The organism is Monashia sp. HAY1-11D (genome assembly GCF_056868035.1).
The window spans coordinates 3,459,824-3,477,766 of the sequence record NZ_CP200320.1 but is presented as its reverse complement, the minus strand read 5'-3'; the positions used below and the strand labels follow the sequence as shown (position 1 = coordinate 3,477,766).

Annotated in this window: 13 protein-coding genes and 1 pseudogene; 2 read left to right on the top strand and 12 right to left on the bottom strand. The window is 69.6% G+C overall.

All coding sequences use genetic code 11. The features are described from left to right. Positions 1-54: 54 nt before the first annotated feature. The 7 genes from AC1VM9_RS16085 to betA form a co-directional block, all read right to left on the bottom strand. Positions 55-2,763, bottom strand: coding sequence for an amino acid permease (locus AC1VM9_RS16085; RefSeq protein WP_483123344.1), 2,709 nt, complete (start codon positions 2,761-2,763; stop codon positions 55-57). Between the two features lie 115 nt (positions 2,764-2,878). After that, positions 2,879-3,736: a bifunctional methylenetetrahydrofolate dehydrogenase/methenyltetrahydrofolate cyclohydrolase gene (locus AC1VM9_RS16080; protein WP_481345178.1), complete on the bottom strand. Its 858-nt coding sequence runs from the start codon at positions 3,734-3,736 to the stop codon at positions 2,879-2,881. Between the two features lie 70 nt (positions 3,737-3,806). Then, positions 3,807-4,949 carry an aromatic ring-hydroxylating oxygenase subunit alpha gene (locus tag AC1VM9_RS16075; RefSeq protein ID WP_481338856.1) on the bottom strand — a complete coding sequence of 381 codons (1,143 nt, stop codon included), beginning with the start codon at positions 4,947-4,949 and terminating at the stop codon, positions 3,807-3,809. Positions 4,950-5,061: 112 nt separating this feature from the next. Further along, positions 5,062-5,394, bottom strand: a complete 333-nt coding sequence (locus AC1VM9_RS16070) for an oxidoreductase C-terminal domain-containing protein (RefSeq protein WP_483123341.1) — start codon at positions 5,392-5,394, stop codon at positions 5,062-5,064. A gap of 25 nt (positions 5,395-5,419) precedes the next feature. Then, positions 5,420-6,235: an NAD(P)/FAD-dependent oxidoreductase gene (locus AC1VM9_RS16065; RefSeq protein WP_483123339.1), complete on the bottom strand. Its 816-nt coding sequence runs from the start codon at positions 6,233-6,235 to the stop codon at positions 5,420-5,422. Continuing rightward, entirely contained in the window at positions 6,232-6,597 is a 366-nt protein-coding gene (locus tag AC1VM9_RS16060) for a bifunctional 3-phenylpropionate/cinnamic acid dioxygenase ferredoxin subunit (protein ID WP_481338860.1), read from the bottom strand. The genes AC1VM9_RS16065 and AC1VM9_RS16060 overlap by 4 nt, the downstream gene beginning before the upstream one ends. Before the next feature lie 149 nt (positions 6,598-6,746). Next, a complete protein-coding gene (betA, locus tag AC1VM9_RS16055; protein WP_481338862.1) occupies positions 6,747-8,411 on the bottom strand; it encodes a choline dehydrogenase in 1,665 nt (554 codons plus the stop codon). Positions 8,412-8,584: 173 nt separating this feature from the next. Here betA and AC1VM9_RS16050 point away from each other — a divergent pair, with 173 nt between their 5' ends. Further along, entirely contained in the window at positions 8,585-9,415 is an 831-nt protein-coding gene (locus tag AC1VM9_RS16050; protein WP_481345176.1) for an IclR family transcriptional regulator, read from the top strand. A 162-nt stretch (positions 9,416-9,577) separates the two neighbouring features. Here the strand turns inward: AC1VM9_RS16050 and AC1VM9_RS16045 are convergent. The 4 genes and pseudogenes from AC1VM9_RS16045 to AC1VM9_RS16030 form a co-directional block, all read right to left on the bottom strand. Further along, positions 9,578-12,017 (bottom strand): annotated as a pseudogene (locus tag AC1VM9_RS16045) (GcvT family protein). A gap of 192 nt (positions 12,018-12,209) precedes the next feature. After that, the gene (locus AC1VM9_RS16040; protein ID WP_483123336.1) at positions 12,210-13,106 is read right to left on the bottom strand and encodes an ABC transporter substrate-binding protein; all 897 of its coding nucleotides are present in this window, start codon (positions 13,104-13,106) and stop codon (positions 12,210-12,212) included. Between the two features lie 175 nt (positions 13,107-13,281). After that, the gene (locus tag AC1VM9_RS16035; protein ID WP_481345173.1) at positions 13,282-15,267 is read right to left on the bottom strand and encodes an ABC transporter permease; all 1,986 of its coding nucleotides are present in this window, start codon (positions 15,265-15,267) and stop codon (positions 13,282-13,284) included. Then, a complete protein-coding gene (locus AC1VM9_RS16030) occupies positions 15,264-16,352 on the bottom strand; it encodes a quaternary amine ABC transporter ATP-binding protein (protein WP_481345172.1) in 1,089 nt (362 codons plus the stop codon). The genes AC1VM9_RS16035 and AC1VM9_RS16030 overlap by 4 nt, the downstream gene beginning before the upstream one ends. On the opposite strand from AC1VM9_RS16030, the gene AC1VM9_RS16025 reads away from it, so the two are divergent. Then, positions 16,351-16,479 carry a hypothetical protein gene (locus tag AC1VM9_RS16025; protein ID WP_483123335.1) on the top strand — a complete coding sequence of 43 codons (129 nt, stop codon included), beginning with the start codon at positions 16,351-16,353 and terminating at the stop codon, positions 16,477-16,479. The two genes, AC1VM9_RS16030 and AC1VM9_RS16025, sit on opposite strands and share 2 nt — an antisense overlap. Here AC1VM9_RS16025 and AC1VM9_RS16020 read toward each other — a convergent pair. Beyond that, complete coding sequence (locus AC1VM9_RS16020; RefSeq protein WP_481343921.1) at positions 16,469-17,938, bottom strand: aldehyde dehydrogenase family protein; 1,470 nt, start codon at positions 17,936-17,938, stop codon at positions 16,469-16,471. The two genes, AC1VM9_RS16025 and AC1VM9_RS16020, sit on opposite strands and share 11 nt — an antisense overlap. Positions 17,939-17,943: the final 5 nt, after the last annotated feature.

Genomic DNA, 17,943 nt, shown 5'->3' with positions numbered 1-17,943 from the left:
AGGACATCGGCGTGCGACCGGCCACCGTCGGGTTCCGGGGGCCCGGTTCACGGGTCAGGGCGTGGGGCGCTGCCTCGGGACGATCATGACCGGGACCGGTGCGTGCCGCAGGATCTTCGCGGCCGCCGAACCGAGGAAGACCTGCGCCATCGGGCCGGCCGCCCCGGATCCGAGCACGAGCAGGTCACCGCGCCTCCACGGGATGTTCTCCACTGCTTCGCGCCACTCGGTGCCGATCCCGGTCACCACGTCCACGTTCGAGACAGGGTCGTGCACCTCGCCCAGCTGCTTGACCGCCTCGTCCATGGTCCTGCGCCTCCATCGCTCGACGACCAGGTCCTCGGCAGACCGCTCGATCGAGCCGCCGAACATGGTGAACGGCCGCGACGTGAAGGATGCGATCCGCAGCCGCACCTTCCACCGGTCGGCCAGCCGGGCACTGGTCGCGATGAGGCCTCCGTCGTCCGGGGCGCCGCCGAAGGCCGCCGTCAGCCGCCCGATCGGAATGCGACCCGGTGGGTAGCCACGGGGGGCGATCGCGACCGGCACCTTCGAGGTGTGCACGAGACGCTCGGTCACACTACCCAGGTCGACCCTGCCGAGCAGACCCGCCGACGACGACCCGACCACCACGAGGTCGGCGTCGTGCTCGCCCACCAGCTCCATCAGACCGTTGGGTGTCGAGGTCGACGGGTGGACCTTCACGCAGATGTCGACGTCGCTGCACGCCTGCTCGACTACCCGCTCGAGGGACGCTGTCACCTGGGACACGAGGTGGCGCCGGTACTCGTCCTCGATCCGGTCGGCGCCCGCGCGCGGCCCCCGCTCCACGACCGCCGCGGCGACGATCTTCTGCCCGGTCGTCCGCGCCAGCTGAGCGGCCAGGTTGAGCGGAGCGCTGCCCTGCCTGCTCGAGCTGAACCCAGCGATGATCGTCATGCGACCGTCGCTCCGACGGGCACGGGAGCCGCCACGACATGGGTGACCGGCAGCTCGGGGTACTCCGCCCGCGCTCGGTCGACGACCTCGAAGCGGTGCCACACGGAGCTTCTCGAGCGGCAGGGTCGCGATGACGATCTGGTCCGGACGGAAGGTGGCGACACCGTTCGCCAGTGCTCGCAGCGGCCGGTAGTCCCCCAGCGCGCCGTCGGCGTCCAGACCCTCCGAGCGAAGCGTCCCCAGGGTGTGGTCGAGCCGTGCCGTGGCGGCCTCGCGGGTCGCCTGCATCACGTCCAGCGGGCCGTGCGTGGCCGCCACACCGGTCTCGACGGGGCTGGCGGGCACGACGACGTAGTAGCTGGCGTCGTGCTCGGCGCCGATGCCGCGCAGCTCGTCGAGCAGCTCGGTGGAGTTGGCCGTCTCGTTGGCCAGCACGAGGACCCGGTGCGGAGCCACCGTCCGAGCAGGTGCCTCGGCCACGGGACGACGGGCGATGAACCACCGGTTCGCGAAGAAGAACGCGATGACGACGGCCCACGACAGCAGGCTGAGGATCAGCTGCGACCGGGAGTCCTCCTTGATGCCCATCTGCGCCAGGATCGCGGCGATCGCCAGGACCGTCCCGATCGACAGGAACGGGAAGAGCCACATCTTCACCTTCAACGACTGGCTCCCTGAGCGGAACCGCAGCACCACCTGCGAGATGCCGATGAGGCAGTAGACGAACAGGATGATCGCGCCGCTGGAGTTCAACAGGAAGGCGAAGACCGTGTCGGGCGAGACGGCGGCGGCGATGACGCACAGGAAGCCGACGACGGACGACGCCAGGATCGCCACGGCGGGCACCCCGCGGCTGGTCACGCTGACCAGCTGCAGCGGAGCCTCACGGCGCGCGGCGAGCACGAAGAGCATGCGGGAGGCGGTGTACATCCCGGAGTTCAGACAGCTCAGCACCGCCGTGAGCACGACCGCGTTCATGATGTGGTCGGCGTAGGGAATCCCCATCTGGGTGAACGCGGCGACGAACGGCGAAGCGGCCACCGTCTTGTCGTTCCACGGCAGGATGACGGTCAGCAGGAAGATCGAGCCGATGAAGAAGACCGCGATGCGCATGATCACCGAGTTCGCGGCCTTGGCCACCGCCCTCTCAGGGTCCTTCGACTCGGCGGCGGCGATGGTGGCGACCTCGGCGCCGGTCATCGAGAAGATCACCGTCACGATCGCGGCGGTGACGCCGAGCGCGCCATGGGGCAGGAACCCCCCATGAGCCGTCAGGTTGGAGAAGTCCATCGACTTGCCGGGCCAGAATCCGAACGCGTACGCCGCACCGAGAGCCAGGAAGATGATGATGGCCGCCACCTTGATGCCGGCGAACCAGAACTCGAACTCCCCGAAGGAGGACACCGAGAACAGGTTCGTGGCGGTCATCGCGCTGAGCAGGATCAGCGAGACCAGCCACAGCGGGGCGTTCGGCACCCAGTACTGGACGATCTTCGCGCCCGCGATCGCCTCGAACCCGACGATGATCACCCAGAAGTACCAGTACAGCCATCCGACCGAGAACCCGGCCCAACCGCCGAGGGCGTTGCGCGCGTAGTCCGCGAACGAGCCTGTCGAAGGGTTCGCGACCGCCATCTCGGCCAGCATGCGCATGACCATGATGACCACGAAGCCGCACAGGGCGTACGCGATGAACGATCCGGGCCCCGTGCTGCCGATGACCACGCCCGAGCCGACGAACAGGCCCGCTCCGATCACGCCGCCGATGGCGATCATCCTCAGCTGACGGTCGCTGAGACCCTTTTGTAACGTCGTTGAAGCCATGCCGTTTCCTTTCAGACGTGAACCGGGAGGTGCTCACCGTTCTGTGGGGTTGCTGTGCTCGAACGTCATCGCGGCAGCATCGGCGCAGGACCCTTCGTCGGGTCCGGCACGCCGATCACGGGCCTCCGAGGGTCTCGGCCATCTCCACGACGTTGGTGAGCAGCATCGCTCGCGTCATGGGCCCGACCCCCCCGGTTGCTCCGCTGACCTTGCCTGCCACGCTGTCCACGGCCGGATGCACGTCGCCCAAGATGCCTTCGATGGTGCGGGTGATGCCGACGGACAGCACCGTCGCACCTGGCCTGACCCAGTCCGGCTGCACGAGGTGTGCCACGCCTGCGGCCGCGACGACGACGTCGGCGACGCGCGTGTGCGCCGCGACGTCGACGGTCGCCTCGTGGCACAGCGTCACCGTCGCATGCTCACTGCGCCGCGTCAGCATCAGTCCCAGCGGACGGCCGACGGTCAGGCCGCAGCCGATGACGCAGAAGCGTGCCCCGGTGATGGGGACGTCATGGTGTCGCAGCAGCTCGATGATCCCCCTCGGCGTGCACGGCAGCGGGGCCGGCATGCCGAGGACCAACCGCCCGAGGTTGACCGGATGGAGGCCGTCGGCGTCCTTGTCCGGGTCGATGAGCTCGAGCACGCGGTGGGTGTCGATGTGCGCCGGCAGCGGCAGCTGGACGATGAACCCGGTACAGGCCGGGTCCGCGTTCAGCCGGAGGACGGCCGCCTCGATCTCCTCCTGGGAGGCGGTCTGCGGCAGCTCGACCCGGATGGAGTGCAGCCCGACCTCGCGGCAGTCCCGGTGCTTGCCGTTGACGTAGGAACGGCTCCCCGGGTCGTCTCCGACGAGGATCGTCCCCAGACCCGGCCGGATGTCCTGCAGCTGCAGCATGGAGACGCGCTCTGCCAGGTCGCGCTTGACCGTCTCGGCGATCCGCTTGCCGTCGATCAGTGTTGCGGTCGCCATGCCCGCTCCTTCCGTGAGCGCCGAGGCCGGCCGGGTGTCCGGGCGGGTGGGTGGAGGTGGAGCTGCACCGCTAGCCGGCGGTCGGGCCGACGGCGCCCGCGAGCTTGGCCTGGACCCACTCGTGGAACTCGCCGATGTGGTGCTCGCTGGGGACCAGGACTCCCCCGTCGGCGTAGACGCGCGAGCTCATCGCCGGCTGGCACCGCTCGCAGGCGTCGAAGTCCTGCTGGTTGACCCGGTGGAACAGCTCCACCGACGCGCTGACGTCCTTGCCGCTCTCGACCACACCGGGCAGGTAGAGCCAGTCGCACTCGACGATGGTGTGGTCGGCCGCCAGGGGGTACATCCGGTGGAAGATCACATGGTCGGGCACCAGGTTGATGAAGACCTGCGGCTTGACGGTGATCGCGTAGTAGCGACGGTCCTGGTCGTCGGAGACGCCCGGGATACGGTCCAGCCCCTCGGAGCCGTCGACGGTGAACCCCTTGATCTCCTCACCGAAGACGGCGCCGTGGCCCACGAAGTACTGGGCGGCGAACCCGTCGGCGAACTCGGGCAGAACCTCGGTGAGCTCGGGGTGGATCGTCGCGCAGTGGTAGCACTCCATGAAGTTCTCGATGATGAGCTTCCAGTTGGCCTTGACGTCGTAGACGATGCGGCGCCCGACGGCGAGGTTGGCGACGTCGTAGTGCTCGATCGACTCGAGGTCACCGAGGCGCTCGATGACGGCGTGGCGGACGGTCTCGTCGAACGAGGGGGGCTCCGGCGCCAGGCACACCCAGATGTAGCCGAGCCACTCCTGCACCGAGATGGTGCGCAGCCCGTACTCGACGCGGTCGATGTCAGGCATCTTCGTCAGGTTCGGCGCTGCGACGAGCTTGCCGTCGAAGTCGTACGTCCAGGCGTGGTAGGGGCACTGGAACGAGCGCTGGGCCTGGCCCGACTCCTCGGTGCACAGCTGGGCGCCGCGGTGGCGGCAGATGTTGAAGAAGGCCCGGGCCTCGCCCTTGCGGTTGCGGGTGATCAGCACGCTCTCGCGGCCGACCTGCACCGTCTTGAACGAGCCGGGCCCCGTCAGGTCGCTCGAGCGGGCGGCGCAGAACCACATCGCCTCGAAGATCCGCTCCTGCTCGGCGGCGAACACGGCCTCATCGGTGTACGTGTGACCGGGCAGGGTGGCGATGAGGCTGGGCGAGGTCTCGATGACGGACATAAGAGCTCCTGGACGACGGGCGGGGGTGGTGAGGTTTTTTATGACGCAACGTTAAGTGTGATACGCAACAGCGTGCTGGCAGACGCCGGCGCTGTCAAGGGTTGTCCGGCCTTCAGGCGGGAGCCGGAACGGTGGGGGCGCCGAGCATCCGGCGCCACCGGGTGAAGGGTCTGGTCTGGTTCAGGCCGAGGACCCCGACCGGCTCCTGGGCGCGTCGGTAGACCGCCAGGAAGCAGTGCTCGGCAGGGTCGCCCTCCTCGATGGTCACGCTGTCGGCGGACCGGGCGTCGCCGGCGAACTGCAGGCGCACGCCGTACTGGTCCGACCAGAAGTAGGGCGGGGCCACATCCGGTCCCGCGCCGTCGCCGGACAGCAGCGTGGCCACCGCGCGCTTCGGCCGGTCGAGCGCTCCGGTCCAGTGCTCGACTCGGTGGTGACGACCCAACCGTCGGTCGTACCAGGCCGCGCAGTCACCGACGGCCACGACGCCGGGAGAAGCTCGTCAGGCCGCCGGCGTCGCAGCGGACGCCGTTGTCGAGCTCCAACCCGGAGCCCTGCAGCCAGTCGACGTTGGGCTGGGCCCCGACACCGACGAGCACGAGGTCGGCCGGCAGCAGCCGGCCGTCGTCGAGCTCGACACCGTCCACCCTTCCGGCACCGGTGAACCGCCGCACCCCGGTGCCGCAGATGAGCCGGACACCGTGGTTGGCGTGCAAGCTGCTGACGATGCGGCCCATGTCCGTGCCGAGCGGCCCGGCGAGGGGGGTCGCCATCGCCTCGACGACGGTGACCTCGAGGCCGAGGGAACGCGCCGTGGACGCGACCTCGGCACCGATGAAGCCGGCGCCGATGACGACGAGCCGCCGCCCGGGCTCGATCTCGGCCCTCAGTGCCACGGCATCGTCGAGCGTCCGCAGGGTGTGGACACCCGCCAGCCCTTCCGTGCCCGGCAGCGTCCGCGCACGGGCACCCGTCGCGACGACGACCCCGTCGGCCCGGATCCGCGTGCCGTCGCCGAGCACCACGCTGCGCTCGGTCAGGTCGAGGCTGGCTGCGCGGACGCCGAGCAGCCACTCGACATCCAGGTCCTCGTCGTCGTCCTCGAGGGCGATGTCCTCCTGCGCGACCTTTCCGGCCAGGAACTCCTTGGACAGGGGCGGCCGGTCGTAGGGCCGGTGCAGCTCGTCACCGATGACGACGAGCCGCCCGTCGAACCCCTGGCTGCGCAGCGCCCTGGCCGAGGAGAGCCCGGCCAGCGAGGCGCCGACGACCGCGACGGTCCTCATCCCCGACCACCCGCACCCTGGCTGCTCGCGCTGACCCCGGGCGGCAGGTTGGGCTCCTCGGAGGACAGCTCGACGTAGATGTGGCCGTCCTCCACGACGACGCGGTGGGTTCGCACGGGCTTCTTGGCCGGCGGTGCGTCGACCTGGCCGGTGCGCAGGTCGAAGCGGGAGGCGTGCAACGGGCATTCGATCTCGCAGCCCTCCAGCCAGCCGTCGGCGAGCGACGCGTCCTGGTGGGTGCAGGTGTCATCGAGCGCGAACACCTCGCCGTCCTCGGTGTGGAACACCGCGATCGGCGGCTCGGCCTGAACGCGCAGCGCCTCCCCCGGCGCGAGTGAGGACAGCGGACAGACTGACAACATAGGAACCACCTCGATGCGAATAACACAACTCAAAGCACGATGCGCAACAGTCTGAGACCACGACAAAGCCGTGTCAAGAGACTCGCCCGCGAAGCCTGAGGGCTTCGCGGGCGAGGGGCTCGGAGGTCGACGTCGCGCCGGTGGACAGGTCAGTGAACCGCGGGCTGGTGGCGGTAGAACTGGGCCTCCGACGGCGGCAGCGGGGTGTTGCCGAGGATCAGGTCGGCAGCCTTCTCCGCCACCATCATCACCGGGGCATAGATGTTGCCGTTGGTGACGTAGGGCATCACCGAGGCGTCGACGACCTTGATGCCCTCCAAGCCGTGAACGCCCATGGTGAGCGGGTCGACGACCGACCTGTCGTCGACCCCCATCCGCAACGAGCACGAGGGGTGCAGCGCCGTCTCCGCGTCCTCGGCGACCCACCTGAGGATCTCCTCGTCGGTCTCGACCGAGGGTCCGGGTGAGATCTCACCGGCGTTGAACGGGTCCATGGCCGGCTGGGTCAGGATGTTCCGCGCGACGCGCACCGCCTCCACCCACTCGCGGCGGTCCTGGTCCGTCGACAGGTAGTTGAACCGGAGGGCCGGGTGCTCCCGGGGGTCCGTGCTCCTGATCTTGACGGAGCCGACGGCATCGGAGTACATCGGCCCGACGTGCACCTGGTACCCCTCGCCACCCTCGGGCGCCGACCCGTCGTACCGCACCGCGATGGGAAGGAAGTGGAACATCAGGTTCGGGTAGGCCACGTCGTCGTTGCTCCGGACGAACCCGCCACCCTCGAAGTGGTTGGTCGCGCCCGGGCCCTGGTGCCGGAAGAGCCAGTCGGCACCGATCAACGGCTTGTACCGGTGCTTGAGGTAGCGCTGCATCGTGACCGGCTGCTTGCAGGCGTACTGGATGTACACCTCGAGATGGTCCTGCAGGTTCTCCCCCACGGCCGGCAGGTCGTGCACGACGTCGATGCCCAGCCGGGACAGCTCCTGGGCGTTGCCCACCCCGGACAGCTGAAGGAGCTGCGGCGAGTTGATGGCGCCGCCGCTGAGGACCACGGTCTTGGCCCGCACCTGCGTCGCGGCACCGCGGCCACGCTGGTACTCCACGCCCACGGCGGTCTTGCCCTCGAAGAGCACGCGCGTGGCCAGGGCCCTCGTCACGACCTCGAGGTTGGGCCGGTCCATGACCGGGTGCAGGTAGGCCCGCGCGGCGGACAGCCGCCGGCCGTTGCGGATGTTCCGGTCGAAGCGCGCGAAACCCTCCTGACGGTAGCCGTTGACGTCGCTGGTCCGGCTGTAGCCGGCCTGCTCGGCAGCCTGGAAGAACGCCTCGAACAACGGGTTCGTCGCGGGGCCCCGCTCGAGGGCCAGCGGCCCGTCGTGGCCGCGGAACGGGTCGTCCGGGTCGGCGGCCAGGCAGTTCTCCATCCGGTTGAAGTACGGCAGGCAGTGGGCGTAGTCCCACGTCTCCATGCCCGGGTCCGCCGCCCACCGCTCGTAGTCCAACGGGTTGCCACGCTGGAAGATCATCCCGTTGATGCTGCTGGAGCCGCCGAGCACCTTGCCGCGCGCGTGGTAGATCCGACGGCCCCCCATGTGCGGCTCGGGCTCGGACTCGTACTTCCAGTCGTAGAACCGGCTGCCGATCGGGAAGGGCAGCGCGGCGGGCATGTGGATGAACACGTCCCAGAGCGAGTCGTTGCGACCCGCCTCCAGGACGAGGACCTTGGTGGCCGGGTCGGCCGAGAGGCGGTTGGCCAGCGCACAGCCGGCCGATCCCCCTCCCACGATGACGAAGTCGTAGACAGCAGACGCCATGTTTCCTCCGAACTCGGGCCGCAGGGAGCTGCGGCCGTGCCAGGGTCGGCGACGCGTGGGCCGGGCACGACGTGCCACAGCTGGCCGACCAGCTGTGCTGAGCGTACCGGAGTAGCGGATTGCGCACTAGACTGCGCGATGCGCAACTGTTACCCGTGCGTTAAGGTTGCGTCATGAGCAACGATATGCAGGGGGAGAACAACAGCAGAGCTCCACGGCGGAGCAGCCGCGCCAACGGCGACACGAGCGGCGGCGTCCAGTCGGTCGATCGGGCGGTGCGCGTGCTCGAGATCCTGGCCGCCACCGGTGGCTCGGGCGTCAGCGAGGTCGCCGCCGACCTCGACGTGCACAAGTCCACCGCCTTCCGGCTTCTCGCCGCGCTGGAGGATCGTGGCCTCGTCGAGCAGAACTCGGAACGCGGCAAGTACCAGCTCGGCTTCGGCATCCTGCGTCTGGCCAGCGCGATCCCGGTGCGGCTCGGCGTCGTCCGGCAGGCCCGGCCGATGCTCGACGAGCTGGCCACCAAGCTCGGTGAGACGATCAACCTGGCCGTGATCCGGGAGCACTACGCCGTCAACGTGGCCGAGGCACTGGGGCCGTCGGCGATCTCGGCCCAGACCTGGATGGGCCAGCTCACCCCGCTGCACGCCACGTCCAGCGGCAAGATCCTGCTGGCACACCTCGACCGCGCCCAGCGCGACGAGGTCCTGGACGTCGCGGGCCAGCCACGGCTCACCGACGCCACCATCACCTCGCGCAGCGCGCTCGAGGAGCAGCTCGAGCAGGCCCTGACCGACGGGTTCGCCACCACGTTCGAGGAGTACGAGGTCGGCCTGAACGCCGTCGCCGTCCCGGTGCGCGACCACACCGGCGGCGTCGTCGCTGCGGTGAGCGTCTCGGGCCCCGCCTTCCGGCTCGTCCCGGACCGCATTCAGGAGGTGGCCGGCGTGCTGCAGGCCGCCGGGAGCCAGATCAGCCGCCGGTTGGGCCACCTGGGCAGCTGACCGACGCCGGGTGGCCCCGGCCGAGCCCGCGTCCCGTGCCTCGGACCGACGCAGTGGCGTCGGGTGCGAGACGCGGGACGCCACTGCGTCGGGTCCGTCGTGGTCGGCGCCCGGCCGCCGCCACGTCGACGGATGTCGAGGGAGGCCGACCGGCGCCGGCCCTCAGCTGCGCAGGCGCGTCATCGCGGGGTCGAACAGCGGCTCGGCGGTCACGACGGCCCTCACGCGCTCGTCGAAGTACCCGATCTCGAGCTCGGTGCCGACCTCGGCGAGATCGACGGGCAGCCAGGCGTACGCGATCCCCTTGCCGATCGTGTAGCCGTAGGCGGCGCTGGTGACGTACCCGACGCAGCGGTCACCGGCGTACACCGGCTCCTTGCCGAGGACGACCGTGCCCGCGTCCGGCAGCGTGAGGCAGGCGAGCCGGCGCGTGCTGGACTCCTTGCGAGCCAGGAGGGCCTCGCGGCCGACGAAGTCGCCCTTGTCGAGCTTGACCGCGAAGCCGAGGCCTGCCTCGTAGGGGTCGTGCTCGGCCGTCATGTCGGCACCGTAGGAGCGGTAGCCCTTCTCCAGGCGCAGGCTCGAGAAGGCACCGCGGCCGGCCGCGATGACGCCGTGCTCCTGCCCGGCCTCCCACAGCAGGTCCCACAGCCGTTGGCCGTGGTCCGCCGTGGTGTAGAGCTCCCAGCCGAGCTTCCCCGACGTAGGACAGCCGCATCGCGGTGACGGGCACCGTCCCGATGAAGGCCGAGGTGGCGCGGAAGTACTTCAGGGCCTCGTGGCTGAAGTCGGTGTCGGTCAGCGGCTGGATGAGGTCGCGGGCCTTCGGGCCCCACAGGCCGATGCAGCAGGTGCCCGCGGTGATGTCGCGGACCTGTGCGCTGCCGTCGGCGGGCAGGTGGCGCCTCAGCCAGTCGAGGTCCGCGTTGCCGTTGGCACCGATCTGGAACCGGTCCGTGGCCAGGCGGGCCACCGTGATGTCGCTGCGGATGCCACCGTCGACGTCGAGCAGGAGGCAGTACGTCACCGACCCGACCGACTTGTCGACGTTGGCCGTGACGAGGCCGTTGAGGAACTGCGCCGCACCGGGGCCGGTGACCTCCAGGCGCTTGAGCGCCGTCATGTCGTACATCGCGACCGACTCGCGCGTCACCTGCGCCTCGGCGGCGACGATCGGGGACCAGAACCTGGCGGCCCAGTCGTTCGGCGTGGAGATGTCACGGCCTTCCACGAGACCGGCGTTGGCGGAGTACCACTGCGGACGCTCCCAGCCGGACGCCTCGAGGAACTCGCCGCCGAGCGCCTGCTGGCGCCCGTAGAACGGGCTGGTGCGGATCGGGCGTGGGCTGCCGGTCGGCTGCAGCGGGTGCAGGATGTCGTAGACCTCGACGAAGTTCTGGCAGTCCCGGGTGAGGACGTACTCCGGCGAGAGCTGGTGCTCCTCGAACCGGTTGAGGTCGCACTCGTGCAGGTCGAAGCTCGAGCAGTGCCCGTCGACCAGCAGCTCCGCGACAGCGCGGCCGACGCCGGCCGAGTGCGTGACCCAGACCGCCTCGGCGACCCAGAAGCCGCTGACGTCCGGCGACTCCCCGATGAGCGGCATGTTGTCGGTGGTGAACGAGAAGAGCCCGTTGATGCCCTCCTCGACCTTCGCGTCGCGCGTGGAGGGCAGCAGCTTCTGCGTCTGCGTCCACGCCTCCTCGAAGTCCTCCTGGGTGAACTCCAGGACGGAGGGCATGACCGCCGAGTCGTCGAGGCGGGCGATGTCCTCGGCCCGGATCGGCATCGGCCGGTGCCCGTAGTAGCCGATGCCCAGCGTGTCGAACCGCTCGCGGTAGTAGAGGTCCTGGTCCTGGTGGCGCAGGATCGGCAGCGTCGCCTCCCGAGTGGCCCCGGCCAGGGCCGGAACCTGTGACGTCCAGGCGAGCTGGTGCGCCAAGGGCGTCAGCGGCAGGCTCATGCCGACCTTGTCGGCGATGACGGGGCCCCAGATTCCGGCGCAGCACACGACGATGTCCGCGGGGATCTCACCGTGGTCCGTCACGACGCCGGTCACCCGGCCGTCCTCGACGGTGACGTCCAGGACCTCGTGGCGGGGCAGCAACCGCGCTCCGCGGGAGGCGGCCCGGCGCGTCTGGGCATCGACGGCGTTGACCGCCTTGGCGAGCCCGTCGGTCGGGATGTGCAGGCCGGCGAGCACGACGTCCGGGTCGAGCAGCGGGTACATCGCCGCGGTCTCTGCGGCGTCGAGGACGCGGGACTCGACGCCCCACGCGGTGAGCCACCCGTGCCGGCGGTGCAGCTCGACGACCCGCTCCGGCGTCGTGGCCACCTCGAGCCCACCGACCTGCAGGAAGCACGGGCCCGCTTCCGACTCCATCGAGCAGAACTTCTCGACGGTGTAGCGAGCCAGCTCGGTCATCGTCTTCGAGGCGCTTGCCTGGAACACCAGCCCGGGCGCGTGCGACGTCGACCCCCCGGGGGCCGGCAGGTCGCCCTGGTCGACAACGGTCACGTCGTCCCAGCCGCGAGCGGTGAGCTCGTCGACCAGCGCGGCGCCGACAACCCCCGCACCGATGATGACCACCTTGGGACCCGTCATTCCAAAACCTCCAGAGTGCGTCTGGCGCAACACAATGCGCTGATCGCAACAATCGTCGTGGACCGCCCGCGGGGTGTCAAGAGCCCCGCGGACCCTGATGTGGCGATGTCGGCCGGCATCCGTGGACCGGCAGACCACAGTGCCCGGTCACGGACGTCGTCCGTGACCGGGCACATGGGCCGATCGACCGCGTCAGCCGGCAGCCAGCCAGGCGTTCACCTTGTCCGGGTTGGCGTCCACCCACTTCTTGGCCGCTGCGTCGTCGGACAGCTTGTCCTGGGCGATGGACTTCGCGACGAGGTTCTGGTCGTCGTTGGTCCACTTGAAGTTCTTGACGAGGTTGTAGGCCGGGCTCCCGGACTGCGCGAACTTGGTGCTGACGACCTTGTTGAGGTTGTACTCCGGGTAGTCGCACGCGACCTTGGCCGGCACGGCGTCGCAGCCCTTGGTGTACTTCGGCAGGTTGACCTTGACGAGCGGCACCTCGGCGAGGAACCACTGCGGCGAGTAGAAGTAGCCGATCATCGGCTTCTGGGTCTGCTCGGCCTGCCGGAAGCTCGTGATCAGCGCCGCCTCGGAACCCGCGTAGACCACCTTGTAGTTGAGGTTCAGGTTCTTGACGAGGGCGGCGTCGTTGGTGACGAAGCCCGGGTCGCCGTCGAGGATCTGGCCCTGCCCGCCGGACTCCGAGGTCTTGAACAGGTCGGCGTACTTGTTGAGGTTCTTCCAGTCCGTGATGTCCGGGTGCTGCTTGGCCAGGAACGGCGGCACGTACCAGCCGATGACGCCGATGTTGCCCGTCGGTCCGGCGTCCTGGGCGACCTTCTGCTCGGTGATGTACTTCTTGGCGAGGTCCTCGTGGCCCCAGTTCTCCAGCACCGCGTCCACCTCCCCGGTGCCGAAGCCCTGCCACGAGACCTGCTCGTCGAGGTTCTTCTTGACGACCTTGCAGCCGAGCTTCTTCTCGGCGACATAGGCGACGACGGCAGCGTCGGCCTCGTAGCCGACCCAGGCGTTCACCGCCAGGTTGAAGGTGCCGCACTTGCCTCCGCTTCCGCCCTGGGCACCGGCGGCGGTGTCGGTTCCCACCTTGGCACCGCCGCAGGCGCTGAGCGAGAGCGCCAGGGCCGCAGCGGTGCAGCCGGCCAGGGCTCGGGGTAGAGGGTTCTTCAGGACGGATCTGGGACGAGACATGGGGTTTGCCTTTCGTTCGGCACACGGCCGAGGTTGCGGTAGCAGCGTGGGTTCGGGGTTGCGGGAAGTGCTAGTGGCGGGCGTGGTCGGTGGTGGCCTGGGCCCGCCGGGCGACCGACTGGGTGAGCCGGTCGAGCATGATGCCGAGCAGGACGATGGCGAGCCCGGCGGCCAGGCCCTTGCCGAACAGCGAGTTCTGGCGGAACCCGGCCACGACGTCGTAGCCGAGCGCGCCGCCGCCGACGAGGCCCCCGACCACGACCATGGACAGCACGTAGATCAGGCCCTGGTTCATGGCCAGCGCGATGGTCCGGAGCGACATCGGCAGCTGGACCTTGGTGATGAGCTGCCACGTGCTGGAGCCGGCTGAGGTCGCCGCCTCCATCGTCGTGGGCGACACGGCGGCGATCCCGTCGGCGATGATCTTGATGGCCACCGGCGCGGCGTAGACGACACCCGCGGCGATGCCGGTGAAGCGACTGGCCGCGAAGAGCGCGACGAACGGCACGAGGTAGACGAAGGAGGGCATCGTCTGGGCCGCGTCGAGCACGGGCCGGACCACCCTGTCGACCTTGGGGCTGCGGCCCATCCACACGCCGAACACCAGCCCCAGAGCCATCACCGCGACCGTCGCGATCAACGTCGCGGCAAGCGTGGACATGGCGTCGAACCACAGTCCGGTGCCCACGATGAGGGCCAGCGTCGTCGCGGTGACGAGGGCGGTGCGCACACTGCCGGCGACCGCCGCCAGTGCCACGAGCACGGCGAACAACAGCCACCACGGCGAGTCGGTCAGCAGCGTCTGGAACGGGTTGAGCACGTGGTCGGTGGTGAACTCCTTGAAGTCGCTGGTCAGGGCGCTCAGGTGAACCTGCGTCCAGTCGGTGACGCCCGTGACGAACCGGTTGATCGGGGCGCCCAGGTCGATGTCCGTGGGGAACTCGGCCGCCCAGACGAAGGTGTAGGACAGGTAGAGGCACACCAGGGTGCCCGCTCCCCCGACGAGCAGGGCGACCTTGCGCACCGAGGCGGGGATCCGGCTGGCGCTGCGTCGGGACCTCTCGACGCGCACGCTGGCGGCGGTGGTGACCCGGTCGAAGACGATGGCCATGACGACGATGGACAGGCCGGCGTTGAAGGCGGCGCCGACATCGAGGGACTGCAGCGACCGCAGCACGACCCGCCCCAGACCGGGCGCGTCGATCAGGGCCGCGATGGTCACCATCGACAGCGCCGCCATGATCGTCTGGTTGATCCCGATGACGATGGTCCGCTTGGCCATCGGCAGCATCACCTGTCGCAGGAGCTGGACCCGGGTGGTGCCGAGCGACTGAGCGGCCTCGAGAGTCTCCTTGGGCGTCTGCCTGATGCCGTGCGCCGCGATCCGGATGACCGGCGGGGCCGCGTAGATGAGCGTCGCGATGACCGCCGAGGCCGGTCCGATGAGGAAGACCAGGGTGAGCGGCGCGAGGTAGACGAAGGTCGGCATGGTCTGCATGAAGTCGAGCACCGGGGTGACGACCTGGTTGACGCGGTCGGAGACCCCCGACCAGATCCCCAACGGGATGCCGATGAGGAGCGACACGAGCACCGCAGACAGGGTGAGCGCGAAGGTGTCCATGCTCTCCTGCCACAGGCCTTGCAGGCCCATGAAGGTGAAGCCGGCCACGGCGAGCAGCCCGACCTTGAGGTTGCCCAGGGCCCAGGAGCCGTAACCCACCAGCGCGACGACCCCGAGCCAGCCGATCAGAGGGACCGGGCGTCCGAACGCCGGCTGCGACACCAGCGCGGAGATGAAGTTCGTGAGCTGCTCGATCACCAACCGGATCTCGTTGAAGAAGTAGAGGAACAGCGGGTTGCTGTTGCGGTTGGCGCCGACCGCGTCGTTGAGGTCGTTGAGCCGGGAGTGCAGCGAGGTGACGTCCGCGGCACCCAGCGAGAGGGTGTCACGCCCACGCAGCACCGTGAACGCGACCAGCCACAGGAGCAGGACGCCGGTGATGATCACGCCCCGATGCGGGCGGATGCCGGTGCGGACTGCAGCGATCGTCGTCATGATCCGGCGACCACCGAGAGGATCTCCGCGTCTCCGACGACACCGAGCAGCCGGCCGCCCTCGACGACCTTGATCGGGCGCTCGGCCTCGAGCACCACCCGCACCGCGTCACGGACGACGACGTCGGGACCGAGCTCCGGACCGTCGAGCACGTCGTCCGGATGCACCGGACGCATGATCCAGCGCAGGGTCAGGACGTGCGAGCGGGGGACCTCGCGGACGAAGTCGCGCACGTAGTCGTCGGCCGGGGCCCCGACCAGGTCGGCTCCGGTGCCGACCTGAACGAGCCGGCCGTCGCGCATGATGAGGATGCGGTCGCCGAGCTTGAGTGCCTCGGACAGGTCGTGGGTGATGAAGACCATCGTCTTGCCGACCTCGTGGTGCAGCCGGATGACCTCGTTCTGCATGTCACGCCGGATCAAGGGGTCGAGCGCCGAGAAGGGCTCGTCGAACAGCAGCACCTCCGGGTCGCCGGCCAGCGCCCGGGCGAGGCCGACCCGTTGCTGCATGCCGCCCGAGAGCTGGTCCGGGAAGGAGTTCTCGTAGCCGGAGAGCCCCACCAGGTCGATGACCTCGGCAGCGCGCTGGGCACGCTCCTTCTTGCCGGTACCGCGGATCTCGAGTCCGTAGGAGACGTTGTCGGCGACCCGGCGGTGCGGCAGCAGACCGAAGTGCTGGAAGACCATGGCGATGCTGTGCCGGCGGAGCTCGCGCAGCGACCGCTCGTTGGCCTGGAGGATGTCCTCGCCCTTGAACAGCACCTGGCCGGCGGTGGGCTCGATCAGCCTCGTGAGGCAGCGGACGAGGGTGGACTTGCCCGAGCCCGACAGGCCCATGACGACGAAGACCTCACCCGGCGCCACGTCGAAGCTCAGGTCACAGACCGCTGCGACGCAGCCGGTGCGCTCCTTGAGGTCACGGCGGGACAGGGCCCCCAGCTCCGGGGAGGTGGGCACGTCGGCACCCTTGGCGCCGAAGACCTTCCAGAGGTTCTGGACCGAGATGACCGGGTCCGCCGAGCGGCCGGGTGCCCCGGCCGGGGTGGTCGGGGTCGCGAGCAGCTCGTCGCTCGTGGCAGTTGTCATGGTGGCCTCTCCTGCACTCTCCTGGCTGACCTGCTGGCTGGACTGCTGGGTGGACTGGGGCTGGGTGGACTGGGGCTGGGTGGACTGGGGCTGGGTGGTCGACTGCGAGGGCGTGCTCATCCGCTGAACCACCTCTGGGCTGACGGGCGGATGTTCTGCCAGACGTGCTTGGTCTCGTAGTACTCGGCGAGCCCGGCCTGACCCAGCTCACGGCCGAGACCGGACTGCTTGAACCCGCCCCACTCCGCCTGGGGGACATAGGGGTGGTAGTCGTTGATCCACACGGTGCCGTGCCGCAGCCGCTGGGCCACCCGTTGCGCACGGCCGGCGTCCTGGGTCCAGACCGCTCCTGCCAGACCGTAGGGGGTGTCGTTGGCGATGCGCACCGCGTGCGCCTCGTCGGTGAACCGCTCCACGGTGAGCACCGGACCGAAGGACTCCTCTTGCACGACCCGCATACCAGCATGGCACTCATCGAGCACGGTGGGCCGGTAGAAGTAGCCGTCTTGGAGACCCTCCGTGTCGGCTCGGAAACCCCCGCACCGCAGGACCGCTCCCTCGGCGATCCCGTCCTTGACGTAGCTGGACACCTTCTCCAGGTGCGCTGCGGAGATGAGGGCGCCGGTCTCGGCGCGCTCGTCGAACGGGCCCCCCAGCCGGATGGCCTCGGCACGCCGGACCACCTCGTCGACGACGCGGTCGTGCACCTCGTCCTGGACGATGAGTCGCGAGCCCGCCGAGCACACCTGGCCCGAGTGCAGGAACACCGCGGTGAGGGCGAAGTCGACAGCCGTCTCGAGGTCGGCGTCGGCGAAGATGATGTTGGGGTTCTTGCCGCCCAGCTCCAGGGCGACCTTCTTGACCGTCTGTGCGGCGGCGGCCATGATCCACCGGCCGGTGTCGAGACCCCCGGTGAACGAGACGAGGTCGACGTCCGGGTGCTCAGCCAGCGGGGCGCCGACCTGGTCACCCGGGCCGAGCACGAGGTTGCCGACGCCGGCGGGCAGGCCGGCCTCCTCGAGGCTGCGCATGAGCAGGATGGCCGTCGACGGGGTCAGCTCGCTCGGCTTGAGGACGAAGGTGTTTCCGGCGAGCAGGGCCGGGGCGACCTTCCACGAGGTCTGCAGCAGCGGGTAGTTCCACGGGGTGATCAGCCCGCAGACGCCCACCGGCTCGCGGACCACCCGGCTGATCGCGTCGTCGCGACCCGTGTCGATGACCCGCCCGGCGTCGGTGCCCGCGACGCCCCCGTAGTAGCGGAAGCAGCTGATGACGTCGTCGATGTCGTACTCCGCCTCGACGAGCCGCTTTCCGGTGTCGAGGCTCTCCGCACGCGCGAACTGCGCCTTGTCGCGCTGCAGGAGGTCGGCGGTCCGCAGGAGCAGGGCCCCCCGCTCCACCTCGGGCGTCCGCGGCCAGGGCCCCTCGTCGAAGGCTCGCCGTGCTGCCGCGATCGCGCTGACGGTGTCGGCGCTGCCGCCCTCCGAGACGGTGCTGACGAGACGTCCGTCAGCCGGACATCGAATCTCCCGACGACGTCGGGAGAGAGCCTCGACCCACTCGCCGTCCACGTAGAGCTCTGGCATGCCGC